Annotated in this window: 18 protein-coding genes and 2 pseudogenes; 9 read left to right on the top strand and 11 right to left on the bottom strand. The window is 65.1% G+C overall.

Annotation, left to right across the window (positions count from 1 at the left end):
- Nucleotides 1-182 (top strand): annotated as a pseudogene (locus AC19YR_RS08600) (acetyl-CoA C-acetyltransferase); the annotation flags it as partial.
- Nucleotides 183-524: 342 nt separating this feature from the next.
- Nucleotides 525-1,322, top strand: a complete 798-nt coding sequence (locus AC19YR_RS08595; RefSeq protein ID WP_500597989.1) for a DUF4349 domain-containing protein — start codon at nucleotides 525-527, stop codon at nucleotides 1,320-1,322.
- Here AC19YR_RS08595 and AC19YR_RS08590 read toward each other — a convergent pair.
- Nucleotides 1,319-2,398: a DUF1615 domain-containing protein gene (locus AC19YR_RS08590; protein ID WP_500597987.1), complete on the bottom strand. Its 1,080-nt coding sequence runs from the start codon at nucleotides 2,396-2,398 to the stop codon at nucleotides 1,319-1,321. The two genes, AC19YR_RS08595 and AC19YR_RS08590, sit on opposite strands and share 4 nt — an antisense overlap.
- A 172-nt stretch (nucleotides 2,399-2,570) precedes the next feature.
- Here AC19YR_RS08590 and AC19YR_RS08585 point away from each other — a divergent pair, with 172 nt between their 5' ends.
- Entirely contained in the window at nucleotides 2,571-3,185 is a 615-nt protein-coding gene (locus tag AC19YR_RS08585; RefSeq protein ID WP_500597985.1) for a LysE family translocator, read from the top strand.
- Between the two features lie 11 nt (nucleotides 3,186-3,196).
- On the opposite strand, the gene hemB is transcribed toward AC19YR_RS08585, so the two are convergent.
- The 3 genes from hemB to AC19YR_RS08570 all read right to left on the bottom strand — a co-directional run bounded on the left by hemB (nucleotide 3,197) and on the right by AC19YR_RS08570 (nucleotide 5,586).
- Nucleotides 3,197-4,171, bottom strand: a complete 975-nt coding sequence (gene hemB / locus AC19YR_RS08580) for a porphobilinogen synthase (RefSeq protein WP_095110712.1) — start codon at nucleotides 4,169-4,171, stop codon at nucleotides 3,197-3,199.
- A 272-nt stretch (nucleotides 4,172-4,443) separates the two neighbouring features.
- Nucleotides 4,444-5,148, bottom strand: coding sequence for a glutathione binding-like protein (locus AC19YR_RS08575; RefSeq protein WP_095110713.1), 705 nt, complete (start codon nucleotides 5,146-5,148; stop codon nucleotides 4,444-4,446).
- Between the two features lie 81 nt (nucleotides 5,149-5,229).
- The gene (locus AC19YR_RS08570; protein ID WP_095110714.1) at nucleotides 5,230-5,586 is read right to left on the bottom strand and encodes a hypothetical protein; all 357 of its coding nucleotides are present in this window, start codon (nucleotides 5,584-5,586) and stop codon (nucleotides 5,230-5,232) included.
- 305 nt (nucleotides 5,587-5,891) lie between these two features.
- On the opposite strand from AC19YR_RS08570, the gene AC19YR_RS08565 reads away from it, so the two are divergent.
- Together AC19YR_RS08565 and AC19YR_RS08560 are read left to right on the top strand one after the other, a co-directional pair.
- Nucleotides 5,892-6,566: a histidine phosphatase family protein gene (locus tag AC19YR_RS08565; protein WP_095110715.1), complete on the top strand. Its 675-nt coding sequence runs from the start codon at nucleotides 5,892-5,894 to the stop codon at nucleotides 6,564-6,566.
- 92 nt (nucleotides 6,567-6,658) lie between these two features.
- A complete protein-coding gene (locus AC19YR_RS08560; RefSeq protein ID WP_500597983.1) occupies nucleotides 6,659-7,711 on the top strand; it encodes a permease in 1,053 nt (350 codons plus the stop codon).
- A 1-nt stretch (nucleotide 7,712) separates the two neighbouring features.
- Here AC19YR_RS08560 and mnmH read toward each other — a convergent pair whose 3' ends face one another.
- Together mnmH and selD are read right to left on the bottom strand one after the other, a co-directional pair.
- Nucleotides 7,713-8,816: a tRNA 2-selenouridine(34) synthase MnmH gene (gene mnmH / locus AC19YR_RS08555; protein ID WP_500597981.1), complete on the bottom strand. Its 1,104-nt coding sequence runs from the start codon at nucleotides 8,814-8,816 to the stop codon at nucleotides 7,713-7,715.
- On the bottom strand, nucleotides 8,816-9,850 hold the full coding sequence (gene selD / locus AC19YR_RS08550; protein WP_500597979.1) for a selenide, water dikinase SelD: 1,035 nt from the start codon (nucleotides 9,848-9,850) through the stop codon (nucleotides 8,816-8,818). Before selD ends, mnmH begins: the two co-directional genes overlap by 1 nt.
- 133 nt (nucleotides 9,851-9,983) lie before the next feature.
- Here selD and AC19YR_RS08545 point away from each other — a divergent pair, with 133 nt between their 5' ends.
- The 4 genes from AC19YR_RS08545 to AC19YR_RS08530 all read left to right on the top strand — a co-directional run bounded on the left by AC19YR_RS08545 (nucleotide 9,984) and on the right by AC19YR_RS08530 (nucleotide 12,687).
- The gene (locus AC19YR_RS08545; RefSeq protein WP_095110719.1) at nucleotides 9,984-10,211 is read left to right on the top strand and encodes a DUF6555 family protein; all 228 of its coding nucleotides are present in this window, start codon (nucleotides 9,984-9,986) and stop codon (nucleotides 10,209-10,211) included.
- Between the two features lie 107 nt (nucleotides 10,212-10,318).
- The gene (locus AC19YR_RS08540; RefSeq protein WP_095110720.1) at nucleotides 10,319-11,053 is read left to right on the top strand and encodes an AraC family transcriptional regulator; all 735 of its coding nucleotides are present in this window, start codon (nucleotides 10,319-10,321) and stop codon (nucleotides 11,051-11,053) included.
- Nucleotides 11,054-11,151: 98 nt separating this feature from the next.
- A complete protein-coding gene (gene yddG / locus AC19YR_RS08535) occupies nucleotides 11,152-12,039 on the top strand; it encodes an aromatic amino acid exporter YddG (protein WP_500597976.1) in 888 nt (295 codons plus the stop codon).
- A 69-nt stretch (nucleotides 12,040-12,108) separates the two neighbouring features.
- A complete protein-coding gene (locus AC19YR_RS08530) occupies nucleotides 12,109-12,687 on the top strand; it encodes a DcrB/PsbP domain-containing protein (RefSeq protein WP_095110722.1) in 579 nt (192 codons plus the stop codon).
- A 52-nt stretch (nucleotides 12,688-12,739) separates the two neighbouring features.
- On the opposite strand, the gene AC19YR_RS08525 is transcribed toward AC19YR_RS08530, so the two are convergent.
- The 5 genes and pseudogenes from AC19YR_RS08525 to AC19YR_RS08505 all read right to left on the bottom strand — a co-directional run bounded on the left by AC19YR_RS08525 (nucleotide 12,740) and on the right by AC19YR_RS08505 (nucleotide 15,581).
- A complete protein-coding gene (locus AC19YR_RS08525; protein WP_500597974.1) occupies nucleotides 12,740-13,270 on the bottom strand; it encodes a GNAT family N-acetyltransferase in 531 nt (176 codons plus the stop codon).
- A 107-nt stretch (nucleotides 13,271-13,377) separates the two neighbouring features.
- A pseudogene (locus AC19YR_RS08520) lies at nucleotides 13,378-13,506 on the bottom strand (ABC transporter substrate-binding protein); the annotation flags it as partial.
- A 130-nt stretch (nucleotides 13,507-13,636) separates the two neighbouring features.
- Nucleotides 13,637-14,209, bottom strand: a complete 573-nt coding sequence (locus tag AC19YR_RS08515) for a DJ-1/PfpI family protein (RefSeq protein ID WP_500597972.1) — start codon at nucleotides 14,207-14,209, stop codon at nucleotides 13,637-13,639.
- 49 nt (nucleotides 14,210-14,258) lie between these two features.
- Nucleotides 14,259-15,020, bottom strand: coding sequence for a precorrin-6A synthase (deacetylating) (gene cobF, locus AC19YR_RS08510; RefSeq protein ID WP_095110725.1), 762 nt, complete (start codon nucleotides 15,018-15,020; stop codon nucleotides 14,259-14,261).
- A gap of 9 nt (nucleotides 15,021-15,029) precedes the next feature.
- Entirely contained in the window at nucleotides 15,030-15,581 is a 552-nt protein-coding gene (locus AC19YR_RS08505; RefSeq protein ID WP_500597970.1) for a histidine phosphatase family protein, read from the bottom strand.
- Nucleotides 15,582-15,827 lie beyond the last annotated feature (246 nt).

Here is a 15,827-nt window from a genome sequence, read left to right as displayed (position 1 = left end):
ACGCGGCCAAGGTCAACGTCAACGGCGGCGCCATTGCGCTGGGCCACCCGATTGGCGCTTCGGGCTGCCGCGTGCTGGTGAGCCTGCTGCACGAAATGCTCAAGCGCGACGCCAAAAAGGGCCTGGCAACCCTGTGCATCGGCGGCGGCCAAGGCGTGGCCCTGGCACTGGAGCGCGGCTGAAACCCCCACCGACCCGCCCCCGCGGGAGCGAGGCCTGCCCGCGATGGCGCTAAGACATCCAGCATTTAGGTTGGCTGGCCCACCGCTATCGTGGGCTGAGCCCGCTCCCACAGGATTGGGTTCCAAATGATGTATGTGGCAGTCCTAACCTTCTCTGTGGGAGCGGGCCTGCCCGCGATAGCGATCTGTCAGGTAAATGAATGTCGACTGACACACCGCCATCGCGGGCAGAGCCCGCTACCACGGCGGGTCCAACAGCCATGCGAGTAACACAGAGGGGCAATTGGCAGTAAGATGCGCGGCCTTTTAATGGCCGTGCCCTCTTCTACTCAAGGAACCCCCATGCAACCGGATGGCAAACCCGCCTCGCGTCACTCCCTGGTTTTGTTGCTGCTCGCCAGCCTGAGCCTCGCAGCCTGCTCCCCCAGCGACCGTTCGCTCTCATCCGCCTCGGCGGTTCGTGGTGAGCAGGGCCAGGCTGGCGCAATGCTGGCGTATGAACACGAACTGACCCTCACCCTGCCCCTGGCGCAGATCGCGCCGCGCCTGGCCGAAACCCGCCAGGCCTGCGAAACCGCGCGCTTTGGGGCGTGCAACATCCTGCGTATCGAGCAAAGCGCCGAGCGCGCCGACATCACCCTGCGCATCGCCCCAACAGGGGTGGAGCCGCTGGTGGCGATGGCGGGCGAAGGAGGCGAACTGGGCCAACGGGTGACCAGCGCCGAAGACCTGGCCGACGCCGTGGCCGACATGCAACGCCAACAGGAACGCTTGCGGGCGCAGCAAGCGCGGCTCGATGACCTGGCCAAGCGCCGCGACATCAGCGTCAGCGACCTGATCGCCCTGAGCAAGGAGCAGGCTGGCATCGAAAACGACTTGCAGGCCCTGGCCCAAGTTGCCGCCGGCCACCAGCGACGCCTGGACACCAACCGCGTGACCCTCAGCTTCACCCCGTCCGACAGTAGCCAGCGCGCCTCCAACCTGCGCGAGGCCTTCGCCAACCTGCTGGACAACCTGGCCGACGGCACCGCCCAAGCCGTGGAAAAAGCCAGCTATACCTTGCCGTTCCTGATCCTCGCCTTCCCGACGCTGCTGCTGTGGGTATGGCTGTGGCGCAAATTCGTGCGCCGTCGCGCTTAACGCTTCATACACCGCTGATAACGCTCATCCACGCGCTTGGCGAACCAGGCCGTGGTGAGTTGGCGGGTGATTTTCGGGCTCTTGAGCACGATCCCCGGGAGCAATTCCCGGGGCAGCGCTTTGCCATTGGCCTGATCGGCCAGGGCAAATACTTTGCGATACAACGCGCTCCCTTCAAATTCCAGGCTGTCGCCCTGCTCCAATTGGCTGCGGATGCTCGGGTTGCGCATGCCCAACGACTTGCCCAGGGTGCGCACCGCCAATTCGGTACTGCCGGGCAGCAGCGAGCCATGGCGAATCAGGTCGCCGTCCAGGGCCAGGGGGATACCTGTGGCCTGGCTGACGGCGTTCTGGAACGCCGCATTGCGGCTGGCATACCAGCCGGCATTGAAGTCGGCGAAGCGGTACAGCGGCTGGCTGTAGTGGGCCGGGTAGCCCAGCAAATGGTCGATGCCGAAGTACATCCCACCGCGGCGGCTGAACACCTCCTCGCGGATCGAACCTTGCACCGCGTAGGGGTAATTGCGCGCCCGGGCCTGGGCGAAGGCGATGCTGACCTGCATCGGCCCGCCGGTGTGCACCGGGTTGAAGTTGCCGAACAGGGTGCGGCCCATGGGCACGCGGCCGATAAAGTCATCGAAGATCGCGCTGAGCTGCTTCTCCGTGCGCGCGGCACTCAGGCGATCGCTATAGGATTTACCGTTGGACGACGGCAACTTCAGCGCCGCACTGACCAAGAACGCCGGCACATGGACCTTGGCCGCACGCCGGTTGATCTCGGCGCGGGCGATCTTGCCCAGGCCCGGCACGGGCGGGTCGACCACGAAGGTGGACTCCTGCTCCGTCACCGCCAGCACTGCGCATAGGTTGGACTGATCGGGGCTGATGTTCAGCGCGGCGAAAGCGGCGTAGATGTCGGTGGCCCAGCCTGGGCGGTCGACCGTGCTGGCCGGCAGCAGGCGCACAATCTGCGCCCGCACCTCGGCCGGTTTCGGCGCCGGCGGTTGGCTGCGCTGGCTGCTGCAACCGGCCAGCAGCAACGCGGCGGCGGCCAGAGTGAGGGGTAAGCGTTGCATGGGAACTCCTGCGACAGGGAGGCGGCCAAGGCTGGCGCCGAGGACTTCGACCCCAGTAGCGCCACCCTGTTCCACGGCTAAGCTGGCAATGCCCGCCACGCTGGTATTCAATGGCCGGCCCGGGGCAAAAACCCCACATGGACGGTACCACCAGCGCTGGAGCCTGCAGCTTATGATGACCCTGGATTTCTTTATCACTTCACTGATTGTCGTGTTGATTCCCGGCACCGGTGTCGTTTACACCCTCTCCACAGCACTGGCGGCCGGCAAGCGCGCCAGCGTATACGCGGCGCTGGGGTGTACCACGGGAATCGTGCCGCACCTGTTGGCGTCGGTGCTGGGCCTGTCGGCGCTGCTACACGCCAGTGCGCTGGCGTTCCAGGGGCTGAAGTTCGCCGGTGTCGCCTACCTTCTGTACCTGGCCTACGCCACCTGGCGCGACCGCGCGGCCTTCGCCCTGGGCGACACGCCGCAGGCCAGCAGCGCCTGGAACATTGCCCTCAAGGCCTGCCTGCTGAATGTGCTCAACCCGAAACTGACGATCTTCTTCCTGGCATTCCTGCCCCAGTTCATCAGCCCCAGCGGCCCGGCGCCTGCGGTGCAGATGCTCAGCTTGAGCGCGGTATTCATGGCCATGACGCTCGCCGTGTTCCTGCTCTATGGGCTGCTGGCCCATAGCCTGCGCAGGCACGTCATCGAGTCGCAACGGGTGCAGGACTGGCTGCGCCGTGGCTTTGCCGCATCCTTCGCCGCGCTGGGGGTGAACCTGGCGTTCGCCCAGCGCTAGCGACAGGGGTTTCAGATCCCGCTAAGCGCCAGGTCCATGGCGAAGTAGGTGAAGATCAGGTCGGCGCCGGCGCGTTTGATCGAGCCCAGGGTTTCGCGCACCACGCGATCCTCGTCTATGGCCCCGGCCTGGGCGCCGAATTTAATCATCGCGTACTCGCCGCTGACCTGGTACGCCGCCAGCGGCAGGTTCGACACTTCGCGGATGTCGCGGATGATGTCCAGGTACGCGCCGGCCGGTTTGACCATCAACGCATCCGCCCCTTCCTGCTCGTCGAGCAACGACTCGCGCACGGCTTCGCGGCGGTTCATCGGGTTCATCTGGTAGCTTTTGCGGTCGCCCTTGAGGGCGCTGCCGCCGGCTTCGCGGAACGGGCCGTAAAGGGCCGAGGCGAACTTGGTGGAGTAGGCCATGATCGGGATGTGGCTGAACCCGGCGGCGTCCAGCGCACGGCGGATGGCCTGGACCTGGCCGTCCATCGCGGCCGAGGGCGCGATCACGTCGGCGCCGGCGCGGGCGGCGGCCACGGCTTGCTTGCCGAGGTTGTGCAGGGTCTGGTCGTTGTCCACTTCGGCGCCGTGCATCACGCCGCAATGGCCGTGCTGGGTGTATTCGCAAAAGCAGGTATCGGACATAACGATCATTTCCGGCACCGCGTCCTTGCAAATGGCCGACATGCGCGACACCAGGCCGCGTTCGTGCCAGGTGTCGCTGCCGTCGCTGTCCAGGTGATGGGACACGCCAAACGTCATCACCGACTTGATCCCGGCACGGGCATAGCGCTCGATTTCACTGGCCAGTTTCTTCTCAGGAATGCGCCGCACCCCAGGCATGCTGGTGATAGGCACGAAATCGTCGATCTCTTCTTCGACAAAAATCGGCAGCACCAGGTCGTTGAGGCTGAACTCGGTTTCCTGGAACAGGCTGCGCAATGCCGGCGAGCGACGCAGGCGACGGGGACGGGCTTCGGGAAATTGGCTGGTCATGGGGTTTCCAAAAAATAGGGGCCAGGGGTATCAAGGCCCTGGCAGGTAAAACACCGGCACGGTGGGAGCGAGCCCGCTCGCGATAGCGGTCTTTCATTGAACATCGATGTTGGCTGCAAGGACGCTATCGCGAGCAGGCTCGCTCCCACAGGGAGGGGGCTTAAGCTTAAACGCCGCGCCCGGCCCGGGACAAACCGCGAGTCTATGGCCGACGCGGCAACCCGGGCATGCCGCGGATCAACAATTAGGGCGATCCGAGGCCTGGCGGGCGGTCAACGGACAGCGGGGACGTCCAACCCCCGTGCCACCGCCGGGCGGGCGACGAAGCGCTCCAGCACCCGCAGCACGTTGGGGAAGTTGTGGATACCCACCAGGTCCCCGGCCTCGTAGAAGCCGATCAGGTTGCGCACCCAGGGGAACACCGCGATATCGGCGATGGTGTAGCGCTCGCCCATGATCCAATCGCGCCCCTCGAGCCGCCCTTCCAGCACGCCCAGCAAGCGCTTGGCTTCGTCCACGTAGCGGTCGCGCGGGCGTTTGTCTTCAAAGTCCTTGCCGCCGAACTTATTGAAGAAACCAACCTGGCCGAACATCGGGCCCACGCCGCCCATTTGCCACATCAACCACTGAATCGTCTCGTAGCGCGCCGCCGATTCCTGGGCCAGCAGTTGGCCGCTTTTGTCCGCCAGGTAGATCAGGATCGCGCCGGACTCGAACAACGCCAGCGGCTGGTCGCCCGGGCCGTGGGGGTCGAGGATGGCGGGGATTTTGTTGTTCGGGTTCAGGGACAGAAACTGGGCAGACAGTTGATCCTCAGTCTCGAAACTGACCCGGTGCGCCTCGTAGGGCAGGCCGATTTCTTCAAGCATGATCGACACCTTGACCCCGTTGGGCGTGGGCAAGGAGTAGAGCTGGATCCAGTCCGGGAACTGGGCGGGCCATTTGGTGGTGATGGGAAACGCAGCAAGGTCGGTCATGGAAAGCTTCCGATAGCGATGGGAATGGGGCCTGCACGTGACGACGCGGGCCCTCGCGGCGGGCTGATTATAGGCGCAGCCCTACAATGATGGCACCACGCCTGGCTTGGCCGCGCTGACGGAGAAGAAAGTTTCCCCCGCACCATCGGCCCGCAGCGTCACGTCATACAAGCGCGAGGTGGCGCAGCCGCTCACGTTCCAAGTCTCGTGGACTTTCTGCAAGCCACCGGCGGCGTCCTTCTCCAGGGTCACGATGCGCGTGTCGACGGTGTCGACGCGGCGGCACGAGGCCTGCACGTCGAACATCATGTGCACGGTTTTATAGATATCGGCGCGCAGCACCGCGTCGGTCACGCTGGCGCCGCGGTAGGTCGGCCCCATGGCACAACCGGCCAGGGTCAAGGCGGCAAGGGACAGGGTCAGGGTGCGTGACAGCATCGAAGGACTTCCTTGTAGAGGGCGCCAGGGGTTGGCGAATGATCCGACCGACGCCCTGGCCATGGGTTCCGCCCTGGCCGTCACGCATCCGAAACATCCTGTGGTTAAAGTTCATCAACGTCCGATAGAGGCGAAGATAAAGTGCCTTCGCGCGTCAGATATCGAACCAAAACCCGTAAAGGGAATCTGAGGGTGACGCATCGGTGGATGGAACCACCCAATGACAGGGAAAACGCGCGCGGCCCCCGGCTCGTTGTGGACAGGTTTGTCAGCCTTAACCGAATGCGCCGAAGAACGATGAATCCATGAAAAGCCCTTTGCGTTTCGCCCGCTCCCTCAAGCCCCGCACTTACCTGATCCTGCCCGCGCTGTTGGTGGCCGGGGCGCTGTTTTTCACCTTCGAACCCCTGGAAAGCCGGGCCCAACAAGCCAATGGCACGCAGACCCTGGTGTTCTTGCGCCACGCCGAAAAACCCCAGGGCGGCCTCGGCCAGCTCAACTGCCAGGGCCTGAACCGGGCCATCGACCTGGCCACCCTGCTCCCGGAAAAATTCGGCAAGGCCAATTACGTGTTCGCCGCCAACCCCACGCGCAACGTTGAGGAAGGCGAATTCGACAACTCCTACAGCTACATTCGCCCCCTGATGACCATCAGCCCCAGCGCCATCAAGCTTGGCCTGCCGGTGAACATCGAGTATTCGGCCAACGACACCAGCGACCTGGCCCACGAGTTGCTCGACCCCAAGTATCACGATTCGATCATCTACACCGCGTGGTCCCACGGTTACCTGCCGGAACTCATCAACAAGGTGGCCGAAAAAGCGGTGGGGCAAAAAGCGCCGATCACCGAAGACTGGAAATCCAACGACTTCGACTCCCTCTACGTGCTGACCCTGACCTGGCACAACGGCAAGGCCACCCTGCTCAGCCACAGCTACAAGCAAGGCCTGGACAACGGCGAAGAGAACTGTCCGACCTGAAACCAGGCGATGCCCGGCACGCAATCACGGCCCTTGAGCCGGGACGCTGGGGTATCATCGCCGCCTCCCCCTGATTGTCCGGAACTCCCTGCATGCCCAACTCCCTCGCAGCCCCTCGCCGGGGCTGGTCGTTCTGGTGCAAACCCGCGCTGTTCGTCCTGGTGGCCTGTATCGGCCTCTACTACGTCAAGTGGTCGCCCTACTACTTCAAAGCCTTCGCCGCCGCCGATAGCCACAGCATCGGTGCCTCGATCCTCAACGATGCCCAGACCGCGCCCCTGGCGGCCGCGCTGAGCTACGCCCAGGTGTATTTCCTGGCGATCTGGAAAGCCGCGGTGCTGGCGGTGATTCTCGGTTCGCTGCTGCAAGTGCTGATCCCGCGGGACTGGCTGCTGCGCCTGTTCGGCCGCGCCGGCCTGGCTTCCACCCTGCGCGGCGGCCTGTTCGCCCTGCCCGGCATGATGTGCAGTTGCTGCGCCGCGCCGGTGGCGGCCGGCATGCGCCGCCAGCAGGTCTCGGTGGGCGCGGCCCTGGCGTTCTGGATCGCCAACCCGGTGCTCAACCCGGCCACCCTGGTGTTCATGGGCTTCGTCCTGGGCTGGGGCTTTACCGCGCTGCGCCTGGTGGCGGGCATCGTGCTGGTGCTGGGGGTGGCGCTGATCGCCCAACGCATGTCGCGCCCCGAGCAACTGCCGCAGGCCGCGTTCGAGGCGGTAGCCACAGCCACCACGGCGCCGACCCAGCCGTTCCTGCTGCGCTGGGGGCGGACCCTGTGGCACCTGTTCTGGAGCACCATCCCGGTGTACATCCTCGCCGTGTTGCTGTTGGGCGCGGCACGGGTATGGCTGTTCCCCCATGTCGATGGGGCCATGGCCGACAGCCTGCTGTGGCTGGTGCCGCTGGCGATTGTCGGGACGCTGTTCGTGATCCCCACCGCCGCCGAAATCCCCATCGTGCAGACCATGATGGCCCTGGGCATGGGCACCGGCCCGGCAGTGGCGTTGCTGATGACCCTGCCCAGCATCAGCCTGCCGTCGCTGCTGATGCTGCGCAAAGACTTCGACCGCCGCGTGCTGGTCACCGTGACGCTGCTGACCATGGCCATGGGTGTGGTCTGCGGTTTGATCGGCGCCGCGCTGCTGTGACCTAACCGCGCTGGCGGGCGCGCTCGCGCAGGTATTCGAGCACGCTCGCCTGGTCGCCGGCGAACTCGATGCGCTCGCCTTTGCTGGCCCGCTGAAAGGCGTACATCGGGTCGTAATATTCCTTGAGCAACCCCTCGATCCAGGCTCGGTGCAGGTCCACCGCACCACTGCGCGCCTGTTGCTCCAAGGCCGCGTCCAGCAGCGCCAGCAAACGCTGGTGCCGCTCGCCCCCCAGGCGTTTGCGGATGTTGTTGAGGCTGTCGCGCAGGCGTTGGGCGAACAGGGCAGAACCCTCGGCGCCGAAGCAGGTGACGAACTCGGCGCACAGGTCCACCACATAGTCGCGCAGGATCCGCTCCACGCGCCCGGCCACGCTGTCTTCGAGCCAAACCATCGGCAAGCGCTGCATCGCCTGGTACAACGCCAGGGGCAAGGCGCAACTGCCGACCATGCGGCTCTCGTCCTCGACGACGAAACTGGCGATGCCGGCGTCGCGCTTTTTCAGCACGTCCACCGCCAAGCGGTTTTCAAAATCGATGTTGGACGGCTGGCCCGTGGCCCGTTTGCCGAAGCTGGAGCCGCGATGGTTGGCGTGGCCTTCCAGGTCCAGGCCATTGCGCAGCTGGCTGAGCACGTCGGTCTTGCCGGTGCCGGTCATGCCCCCCAGCAGCACCCAGTCGCACTGGCCGACAGCTTGTTCCAGGGTATTGAGCAGGAAGGTGCGCATGGCTTTGTAGCCGCCGCCCACCCGTGGGTAGTCGATGCCCGCCTCGTCCTTGAGCCATTGCTGGACGATCTGCGAGCGCAGCCCACCGCGAAAGCAATACAGGTAGCCCTGGGGGTGAGCCCGGGCGAAATCGGCCCAGGCCTGGATGCGCGCGGCCTTGACCGCGCCGCACACCAACTCATGGCCCAGCACGATGGCTGCCTGCTGGCCCTGCTGCTTGTAGCAGGTGCCGACGCGCTGGCGTTCGGCGTCGGTCATCAGCGGCAGGTTGACCACGCCAGGGAAGGCGCCCTTGGTGAATTCCACCGGCGCGCGGGTGTCCATCAGCGGCCGGTCGTGGAGGAAGATGTCGCGGTAGTCGGTGATATCGATAGTCATCAATACACCTCGACCGCGTGGCTCTGTCGGGCCACCAGTTCACCGATGGGGGCCAGGTCCAGGCCCAGTTCGGCGACGACGGCGAGGAATGCGGCGTTGCCCTCGGGGCTCACGGCCACCAGCAGGCCACCGCTGGTTTGCGGGTCGCACAGCACACGCTTGTGCAGCTCTTGCAGGCGCCCGAGCCTGGCGGCGTAACTGTCGAAGTTGCGCAAGGTGCCACCGGGCACGCAGCCCTGCTCCAGGTAGTACTCCACCCCCGGCAGGCGCGGCACGCGGTCGTACTCGATGCGCGCCGTGAGGCCGCTGCCGTCGGCCATCTCCACCAAATGGCCGAGCAGGCCGAAACCGGTGACATCGGTCATGGCCGTCACCCCGTCGAGCTTGCCGAAACGGCTGCCAGGGGTGTTGAGGGTGCACATCCAGTCGCGGGCCAGGCCCACATCGGCGGCGCGCAACTTGCCCTTTTTCTCTGCCGTGGTCAGCACGCCGATGCCCAGGGGCTTGGTCAGGTACAGCAGGCAACCTTCAGTAGCGGTGTCGTTGCGTTTCATGTGGCGCTTGTGCACCAGGCCGGTCACGGCCAGGCCGAAAATCGGCTCCGGGGCGTCGATGGAATGACCGCCGGCCAGGGGGATGCCGGCGGCGTCGCACACCGCGCGGCCGCCGCGGATCACCTCGCGGGCGATTTGCGCGGCCAGCAGGTTGACGGGCCAGCCGAGAATCGCAATGGCCATCAGCGGGTCGCCGCCCATGGCGTAGATGTCACTGATGGCGTTGGTGGCGGCGATGCGCCCGAAATCGAAGGGATCATCGACAATCGGCATGAAAAAGTCAGTGGTGGAAACGACGCCGCGCTCGTCATCGATGGCGTACACCGCCGCGTCGTCGCGCGAGCTGTTGCCCACCCACAATTTTGGGTCCAGGTTCTGCGCGCCACTGCCGGCCAGGATCACCTCCAGCACCTGGGGCGATATCTTGCAGCCACAGCCTGCGCCGTGGCTGTACTGGGTCAGGCGGATGGGCTCGGACATGGGGTATACCTCTGCAAGTGGAGGGCCGCGATTCTAGCAGAAGCGCCACCCGCCCCCGGGCGAGGTGCAATCAAAGTGAATTTTCCAGCGCCGCGGGGATCAGTCGTTAAACAACAGGGAGGATTACACGGGCATGAACAACGCAAAACTTTTCGTCATTGAGTACCGCCTGCACGGACAACCCAAGTCATTCATCATCCGCCAGGACAAAATGAACGACGCGGAGGCCTGGCACTGGGCCAGTTGCGATGCGGGCGTGGGCAGGATCGGCCGCTTCGGCCTGGAAAAAGTCAAGAAAACCACCCCGCCGCTGGCCCGCCAGTACGGCATCGAAGACGTTACGTGGCGCCTATCCAGCTGACCCGCCACAGTGCGTAGGTAGCAAGTGGGCGAGCCCGCCTGCTACCTACGCACACTCGCCGGCGGTCTTGGGGCATGATGGCCAGCATCGGCCCCAGGAGTGCGGCAATGCACAACACCCCCACAGTTTCCCTTGCCTTGCGCTCCTATTCGGGCCAGGTCGAGTTGCATGACCACCACTTCCACCAAATCGTACTGCCCCAATCGGGCGCGATGCAGATCGAACTCGACGGCCGCGCCGGCCAGGTCGACTGGCGCCAGGGCGTGGTGATTCCCGCCGGTGCGCGCCACGCCTTCATGGCCCAAAGCAACAACAGCTTCCTGGTGCTGGACGTGCCCCTGGCCCAAACCGTGGCCGGGCCGTTGAGCGAACAGCGCTTCTTCGCCGTGGCGCCGGATATCCGCCATTTGCTGGATTACGCCAGCCGCAGCGCGCCGCTGATGCTCGCCTCGCCCGCGCTGGCGGCGTCCTGGAGCACCTTGCTGCTGGCCTCCCTGACCCACACCCCGGCCAAGCCGCCCAGCCCAGACGCCCAGCTATTGGCCCGCGTGCAGGAATTCATGGCCCGGCACCTGGCCCGCGACCTCACGGCGCGGTGTATCGCCCACGCTTGCGGCACCAGTGAGCGCAAGTTGTACCTCTTGCTGCGCGAGCACCTGGGCTGCACGCCGTTCACCTACCTCACCCGGTTGCGCCTGGACCGCGCGGCAGACCTGCTGCGCGACACCCGCGTGAGCATCAGCGATATCGCCCAGCAGGTCGGTTACGCCGACCAAAGCGCCCTGACCCACGCCCTGAAAAAAAACCGCCAACTGACCCCCGGCGCACTGCGCAGGGGCTGATCCGGCAGCCCTGAACAAACCGCGTGCAGCCTGGCGCAAGATCGCCCCAGGTCCGGGCGCTATGCTGCCCGGCAACTTCCGACCTTCAGGCACGCACCATGACCGCACGGCACACCCCGCCCAATCCGCATAGCGCCACCGCCATTGGCGTGATCGCGGTGTTCCTCTGGTCGTGCCTGGCCCTGCTGACCACCCTGACCGCCGGCATCCCGCCCTTCCAGTTGCTGGCCTCAAGCTTTGCCGTGGCGTTCGTCGCCAGCCTGGGCGTGCTGGGCTGGCGCGGGCGCGCGGGGTTTCGGGCATGGCGCCAGCCATGGGCCGTGTGGGTAACCGGGTTCGTAGGGATTTTCGCCTACCATGCGCTGTATTTTTTCGCCCTGAAAGCGGCCCCCGCCGCCGAAGCCAGCCTGATCGCCTACCTCTGGCCCCTGCTGATCGTGCTGCTGGCGGCGCTGAGCAGCGGCGAGCGGCTCAAGCCCCGGCAATTGCTGGGGGCGCTGCTGGGCCTGGCGGGCACCGCGTTCATCATGCAACTGCGCAGCCATGACGCCGCCGGGGCCGCACCCATTGCCGGCTACGCGGCAGCCCTGGGCTGCGCCTTGGTGTGGTCGAGCTATTCGGTTATCAACCGGCGTTTCAGCACGGTGCCCAGCAGTTTCATCGGCGCGATCTGCGGCCTGGTGGCCGTGGCGGGGTTGGCGTGTCACTTGGCCTGGGAAACCACCGTGCAACCGGCCCCGAGCCAGTGGGCGGCTATCGTGGGCCTCGGTTTGGGGCCGGTGGGGCTGGCGTTTTTCGCCTGGGACCACGCCACCAAGCACGGCAGCCTGGCGATGCTCGGCGCCTTGTCCTACCTGGCGCCGCTGGTCTCCACCCTGCTGCTGATCGCCGTCGGCCAAAGCCAGGCCAGCGCGATTCTGATCGTGCCGGCACTGCTGATTATTAGCGGGGCAGTCATCGCAACACGGCGCGACACGGCCTCTTGAACATCGGGCTGGAGCCTGTCGCAAGAGCCGTGGGATGATGCCGCCCTTGCGACTTTTCCGGAGACCCTCATGTTCTTGCTCGGCAAAAAAGCCATTGTTTTGCTATTAGCGGCCAGCGCCAGTCTCGGCGTGCACGCGGCCCCCGCGCCTCACGTTACACAGCCCATTGCGGCTGCGCAGCAGGTCCAACTACTAGGGGGCAAGTTCACCCTCAAGCTGCCGCCGGGCTTTGAATCCAGCCCCCTGCCTGCGGGCGAAGCCGCCAGCGGCACGGCCGGGGCGACGGGCACGATGTACGCCAACCCGCAGACCCAAAGCGTGGTGCTGGTGGCCGAGAACCTGCGCACCGACGGCGTGACCATCAAGGACAACGACAAAACCTTTCTCGACAGCGCCGCCAGTAACTTCCTCGACCAACAACGCAAGGCGCTGCCCGACTTCACCCAGCAGGACCAGAAAACCCTGACCCTGGGCGGCCTCGGCGTGCGCCAGATCGACAGCCACGCCACCCAGGGCGGCGGCAAGACCCTAAGCACCACCCTGCTGGCGGGATCGGGCAACCGCACCCTGGTGGTTCAGGTAATTTCCCGCGAGGACGCCTTGGCCAAGCACCGCGAACTGGTCAAGTGGATCACAGCCGTTAAATAACTGCGGCCCAGGGCGCCAGCCTGTACCTGCTGGCACCCACGCAAAACGCTCATTACGTCAGATCAGCCAGGTTCGCCTCACTGCGGTTCATGCGGTACAAGCGCACCGGCCGGTCATGGAAGTCCAGCACCTGAAAATCCTTGAACCCGGCCTTTTGCGCGACCTTCAGCGAGGCACTGTGGGCCGGTTCGATAATCACCACCACCGAGGCCAATTGCCGGCGGCTGAACACATGCGCCAGCACACCCTTCACGGCTTCGGTGGCCAAACCCTGGTTCCAGAAGCGTCGGGCCAATCGATAACCGAGGTTGAGCTCCTGCACATCGCCAACCTGCTCCGGGGATACTCCACAGAACCCCACGAACGCCTTGGAAGCCTTGTCCACCAAGGCCCAAGGCCCCATGCCGTGGGCGGCGTAGCAGTCCAGGCAAGCATTGAAGAAGCGGCGCGTGGCGTGCTCATCGCACACCCCTCCCACGGAAAAGCGCATCACCTCGGGGTCGCTGAGCATTGTGCCCAGGGCCGGCAGGTCTTCGCGGGTCAGTTGCCGCCCCAGCAGCCTAGGGGTTTCAAACAGGTACATGGCTGGCTCCTTGCCAGGCCCCATGAAAAACGTTCAGCGCTTGCACGCAGGCCGCTTTGGCGGGGCCGGGATCTGTGAACGTAAACGTCAAGGTTGAAGTATTTGGCCTACACCTGCTGGTACTTGCCATTGGGGCGGATTGGCTCGATGGCACGATTGAAGCGCTCGGCCAACGCCGCGTCGCCCTTACGCACGGCGGTGCCGGCACCGCCGCCGAAGTACTGAGCGCCTTCATAGGCCTTTGCCCGCGTCAGCGGGCATCGCGTCCAGGCACCCTGCCACCTCAAAGAGGCTGTTTCGCAGCACGTTGTTCAGTTGCCGCAGCCCCGTTATAAAAAATCACTGTTTTATTGCCTGCTTCGAGGCCTACCGCGGCTTGCTGTGTTCCGCCGCGTGGAGCGCCAGGTAGGTGTCCAGGTCCGGGCCAGCCAAGCCGAGCAGGCCGACGATCTGCGCCATGAAGCTCACCGGTGCCGAACCCGGCGCCGTGACCACCCGGCCATCGGCCACTGCATAAGGCACGTCCTGGTAGTGCGCGGCGCCGGCATAGCCGGTCTGCACCAAGTTAGCCGCCGAGTTGGAGGTGTGGCCCACATGGTCCAGGATCCCGGCCTGGGCCAGCACCCGGGTGCCGTCGCAGATGCCGGCCACGATCAGGCCACGCTCATGGGCCTCGCGCACCAGGGCGCTGACATCGGGAGCCTGTTCGGTCTGCCAGATCGTGCCGCCACAAACTATCAATAGGTCCACCTCCTCGAGGCGAATGTCTTCGATCGCCAACTGCGGTGTAACCGACAGACCGCCGCTGGAGGTCAGCGGTGCGCCACCGGGTGCGGCGTACAAGGTTTCGATACCGAAATAGCAACGGGCCGTGGAGTTAATCAGGGCGGTTTCCCAGTCGGAAAAATTCTCGGTAATCAGGGTGATGGCGCGGGTCATGGGAAGTCCTTTTCGGATGGCAGGGGCGGGGAATCTAGCATGGCGCGGGTCAGTCGGGGTCGCGCAGCAGGTAAGTGTCCATGATCCAGCCGTTGGCCTGGCGTGCGGCCTGGCGGGTGCGCTGGATGTCGTCGGCGACCTCTTTGAGCGGCCCGGCGATGAGGATTTCGTCGGCCGTGCCCAGGTAGGCGCCCCAATAGATGTAGCGGTCGCGGTTGGCGACCTGCTGATAGGCGTCCTCGGCGTCGAGCATCACCACCAGACTGTCGGCGTCGCTCACCTGCCCCGCCGCCAGGCGCCGGCCGGTGGTGATCTCGACACTGCGGCCGATGCGGTTGAGGGGTACTTTGTGCCGCGCCGCCAGGGCCTGCACGCTGGTGATACCGGGAATTACCTCGAACTCGAAGTGGCAGCGGCCCTCGGCGAGGATCGCACGCAGGATGCGGATGGTGCTGTCGTACAACGCCGGGTCGCCCCAGGCCAGGAAAGCGCCGGTTTCGCCGTCGGCCAGCGCTTCGTCGATCAGGCGCTCGAAGGTGTTTTGCTTGTCGCGGTTGAGGTCCGCCACGCTGGCGCTGTAGTCCACACCGCCGCGCACGCGCTCGGGGCAGTGGGCTTCGATGAAGCGGTAAGCGCGCCCAGCACTGATGTAGCGCTGGCAGATTTCGTGGCGCAGGTCGGTGAGTTTTTCCTTGGCTGGCCCCTTGTCCAGGATGAAAAAGCCATCGACCCGGTTCAGCGCATTGACCGCTTGCATCGTGATGTACTCGGGGTCGCCGGCGCCGATGCCGATAATCAGGATTGTTTTCATGTGGTGCCTTCACTCCTCGCCAGGGGCCGGCAAGCGCAGGCGCCAGCGGCCATTGAATTGCAAATGGATGCGCGCCAAGGGCTCGACATCGATCAGCGTGAACGCCCCCGGCGGGCCTTGCAGGGCATGCACCAGGGCCGCGCGCACCACCTGCGGGTGGCTCACCGCCAGCCAATGACCGGGGCGGGTGGTGAGGCTGTCCATCCAGGTGCCGACCCGGTGGCATAACATCGCTATCGACTCGCCACCATGGGCCGCGCTGCTGCTGTCACTCAACCAGCACTCCAGGGCTGGGGCCTCGTCGCGTTGCAGCTGTTTGATCGGTAACCCGGCCCAGCGCCCCATATCGCAGTCGCGCAGTGCCGGCTCTAGGGTTGGCGCACAGCCAAACTGTGCGGCGGTCTGCCGGGCCCGCAGTTCAGGGGCGCTGAGCAGTTGCCAGGGCGGGGGCAGCATGGCAACTGCGCCTGGCTCCAGCAGCGGTTCGTCCAAGGCAAAACGCGCGAATTTCTGTGCTGCGGTGCGGCCATGGCAGACCAGGGTCAAGCGGGTGGCTAACACGGAGGGCCTCCATGGGGGAATCGAACGCTTCGGAATGTGGGGCTTTGTAGCATTTGTCGTAGGCATTTTCTCGGGTTCTTCCCCTATTGGTGCTTTTGCGGCCTAACGCTAGGCCCATGGCCGGCACGCGCTGCGCAAGCCTTGCTGTAAGGCAATTCTGCGTATTTTGAAGGGGTATCCACAGCAGCAAAAATTCACTAGACATGTAGTGTTGATTACACAAATACTGTTTTAACGGACTATGAA

It is taken from the genome of Pseudomonas sp. MF08817 (genome assembly GCF_059862705.1).
The sequence above is the reverse complement of the archived record's forward strand: the minus strand, read 5'-3'. Positions and strand labels throughout refer to the sequence as shown.

Excerpts from the sequence above, each read along its gene's own strand:
- AC19YR_RS08595 (WP_500597989.1), top strand. The coding sequence starts at position 525 with ATGCAACCGGATGGCAAACCCGCCTCGCGTCACTCCCTGGTTTTGTTG.
- AC19YR_RS08590 (WP_500597987.1), bottom strand. The coding sequence starts at position 2,398 with ATGCAACGCTTACCCCTCACTCTGGCCGCCGCCGCGTTGCTGCTGGCC.
- AC19YR_RS08585 (WP_500597985.1), top strand. The coding sequence starts at position 2,571 with ATGATGACCCTGGATTTCTTTATCACTTCACTGATTGTCGTGTTGATT.
- hemB (WP_095110712.1), bottom strand. The coding sequence starts at position 4,171 with ATGACCAGCCAATTTCCCGAAGCCCGTCCCCGTCGCCTGCGTCGCTCG.
- AC19YR_RS08575 (WP_095110713.1), bottom strand. The coding sequence starts at position 5,148 with ATGACCGACCTTGCTGCGTTTCCCATCACCACCAAATGGCCCGCCCAG.
- AC19YR_RS08570 (WP_095110714.1), bottom strand. The coding sequence starts at position 5,586 with ATGCTGTCACGCACCCTGACCCTGTCCCTTGCCGCCTTGACCCTGGCC.
- AC19YR_RS08565 (WP_095110715.1), top strand. The coding sequence starts at position 5,892 with ATGAAAAGCCCTTTGCGTTTCGCCCGCTCCCTCAAGCCCCGCACTTAC.
- AC19YR_RS08560 (WP_500597983.1), top strand. The coding sequence starts at position 6,659 with ATGCCCAACTCCCTCGCAGCCCCTCGCCGGGGCTGGTCGTTCTGGTGC.
- mnmH (WP_500597981.1), bottom strand. The coding sequence starts at position 8,816 with ATGACTATCGATATCACCGACTACCGCGACATCTTCCTCCACGACCGG.
- selD (WP_500597979.1), bottom strand. The coding sequence starts at position 9,850 with ATGTCCGAGCCCATCCGCCTGACCCAGTACAGCCACGGCGCAGGCTGT.
- AC19YR_RS08545 (WP_095110719.1), top strand. The coding sequence starts at position 9,984 with ATGAACAACGCAAAACTTTTCGTCATTGAGTACCGCCTGCACGGACAA.
- AC19YR_RS08540 (WP_095110720.1), top strand. The coding sequence starts at position 10,319 with ATGCACAACACCCCCACAGTTTCCCTTGCCTTGCGCTCCTATTCGGGC.
- yddG (WP_500597976.1), top strand. The coding sequence starts at position 11,152 with ATGACCGCACGGCACACCCCGCCCAATCCGCATAGCGCCACCGCCATT.
- AC19YR_RS08530 (WP_095110722.1), top strand. The coding sequence starts at position 12,109 with ATGTTCTTGCTCGGCAAAAAAGCCATTGTTTTGCTATTAGCGGCCAGC.
- AC19YR_RS08525 (WP_500597974.1), bottom strand. The coding sequence starts at position 13,270 with ATGTACCTGTTTGAAACCCCTAGGCTGCTGGGGCGGCAACTGACCCGC.
- AC19YR_RS08515 (WP_500597972.1), bottom strand. The coding sequence starts at position 14,209 with ATGACCCGCGCCATCACCCTGATTACCGAGAATTTTTCCGACTGGGAA.
- cobF (WP_095110725.1), bottom strand. The coding sequence starts at position 15,020 with ATGAAAACAATCCTGATTATCGGCATCGGCGCCGGCGACCCCGAGTAC.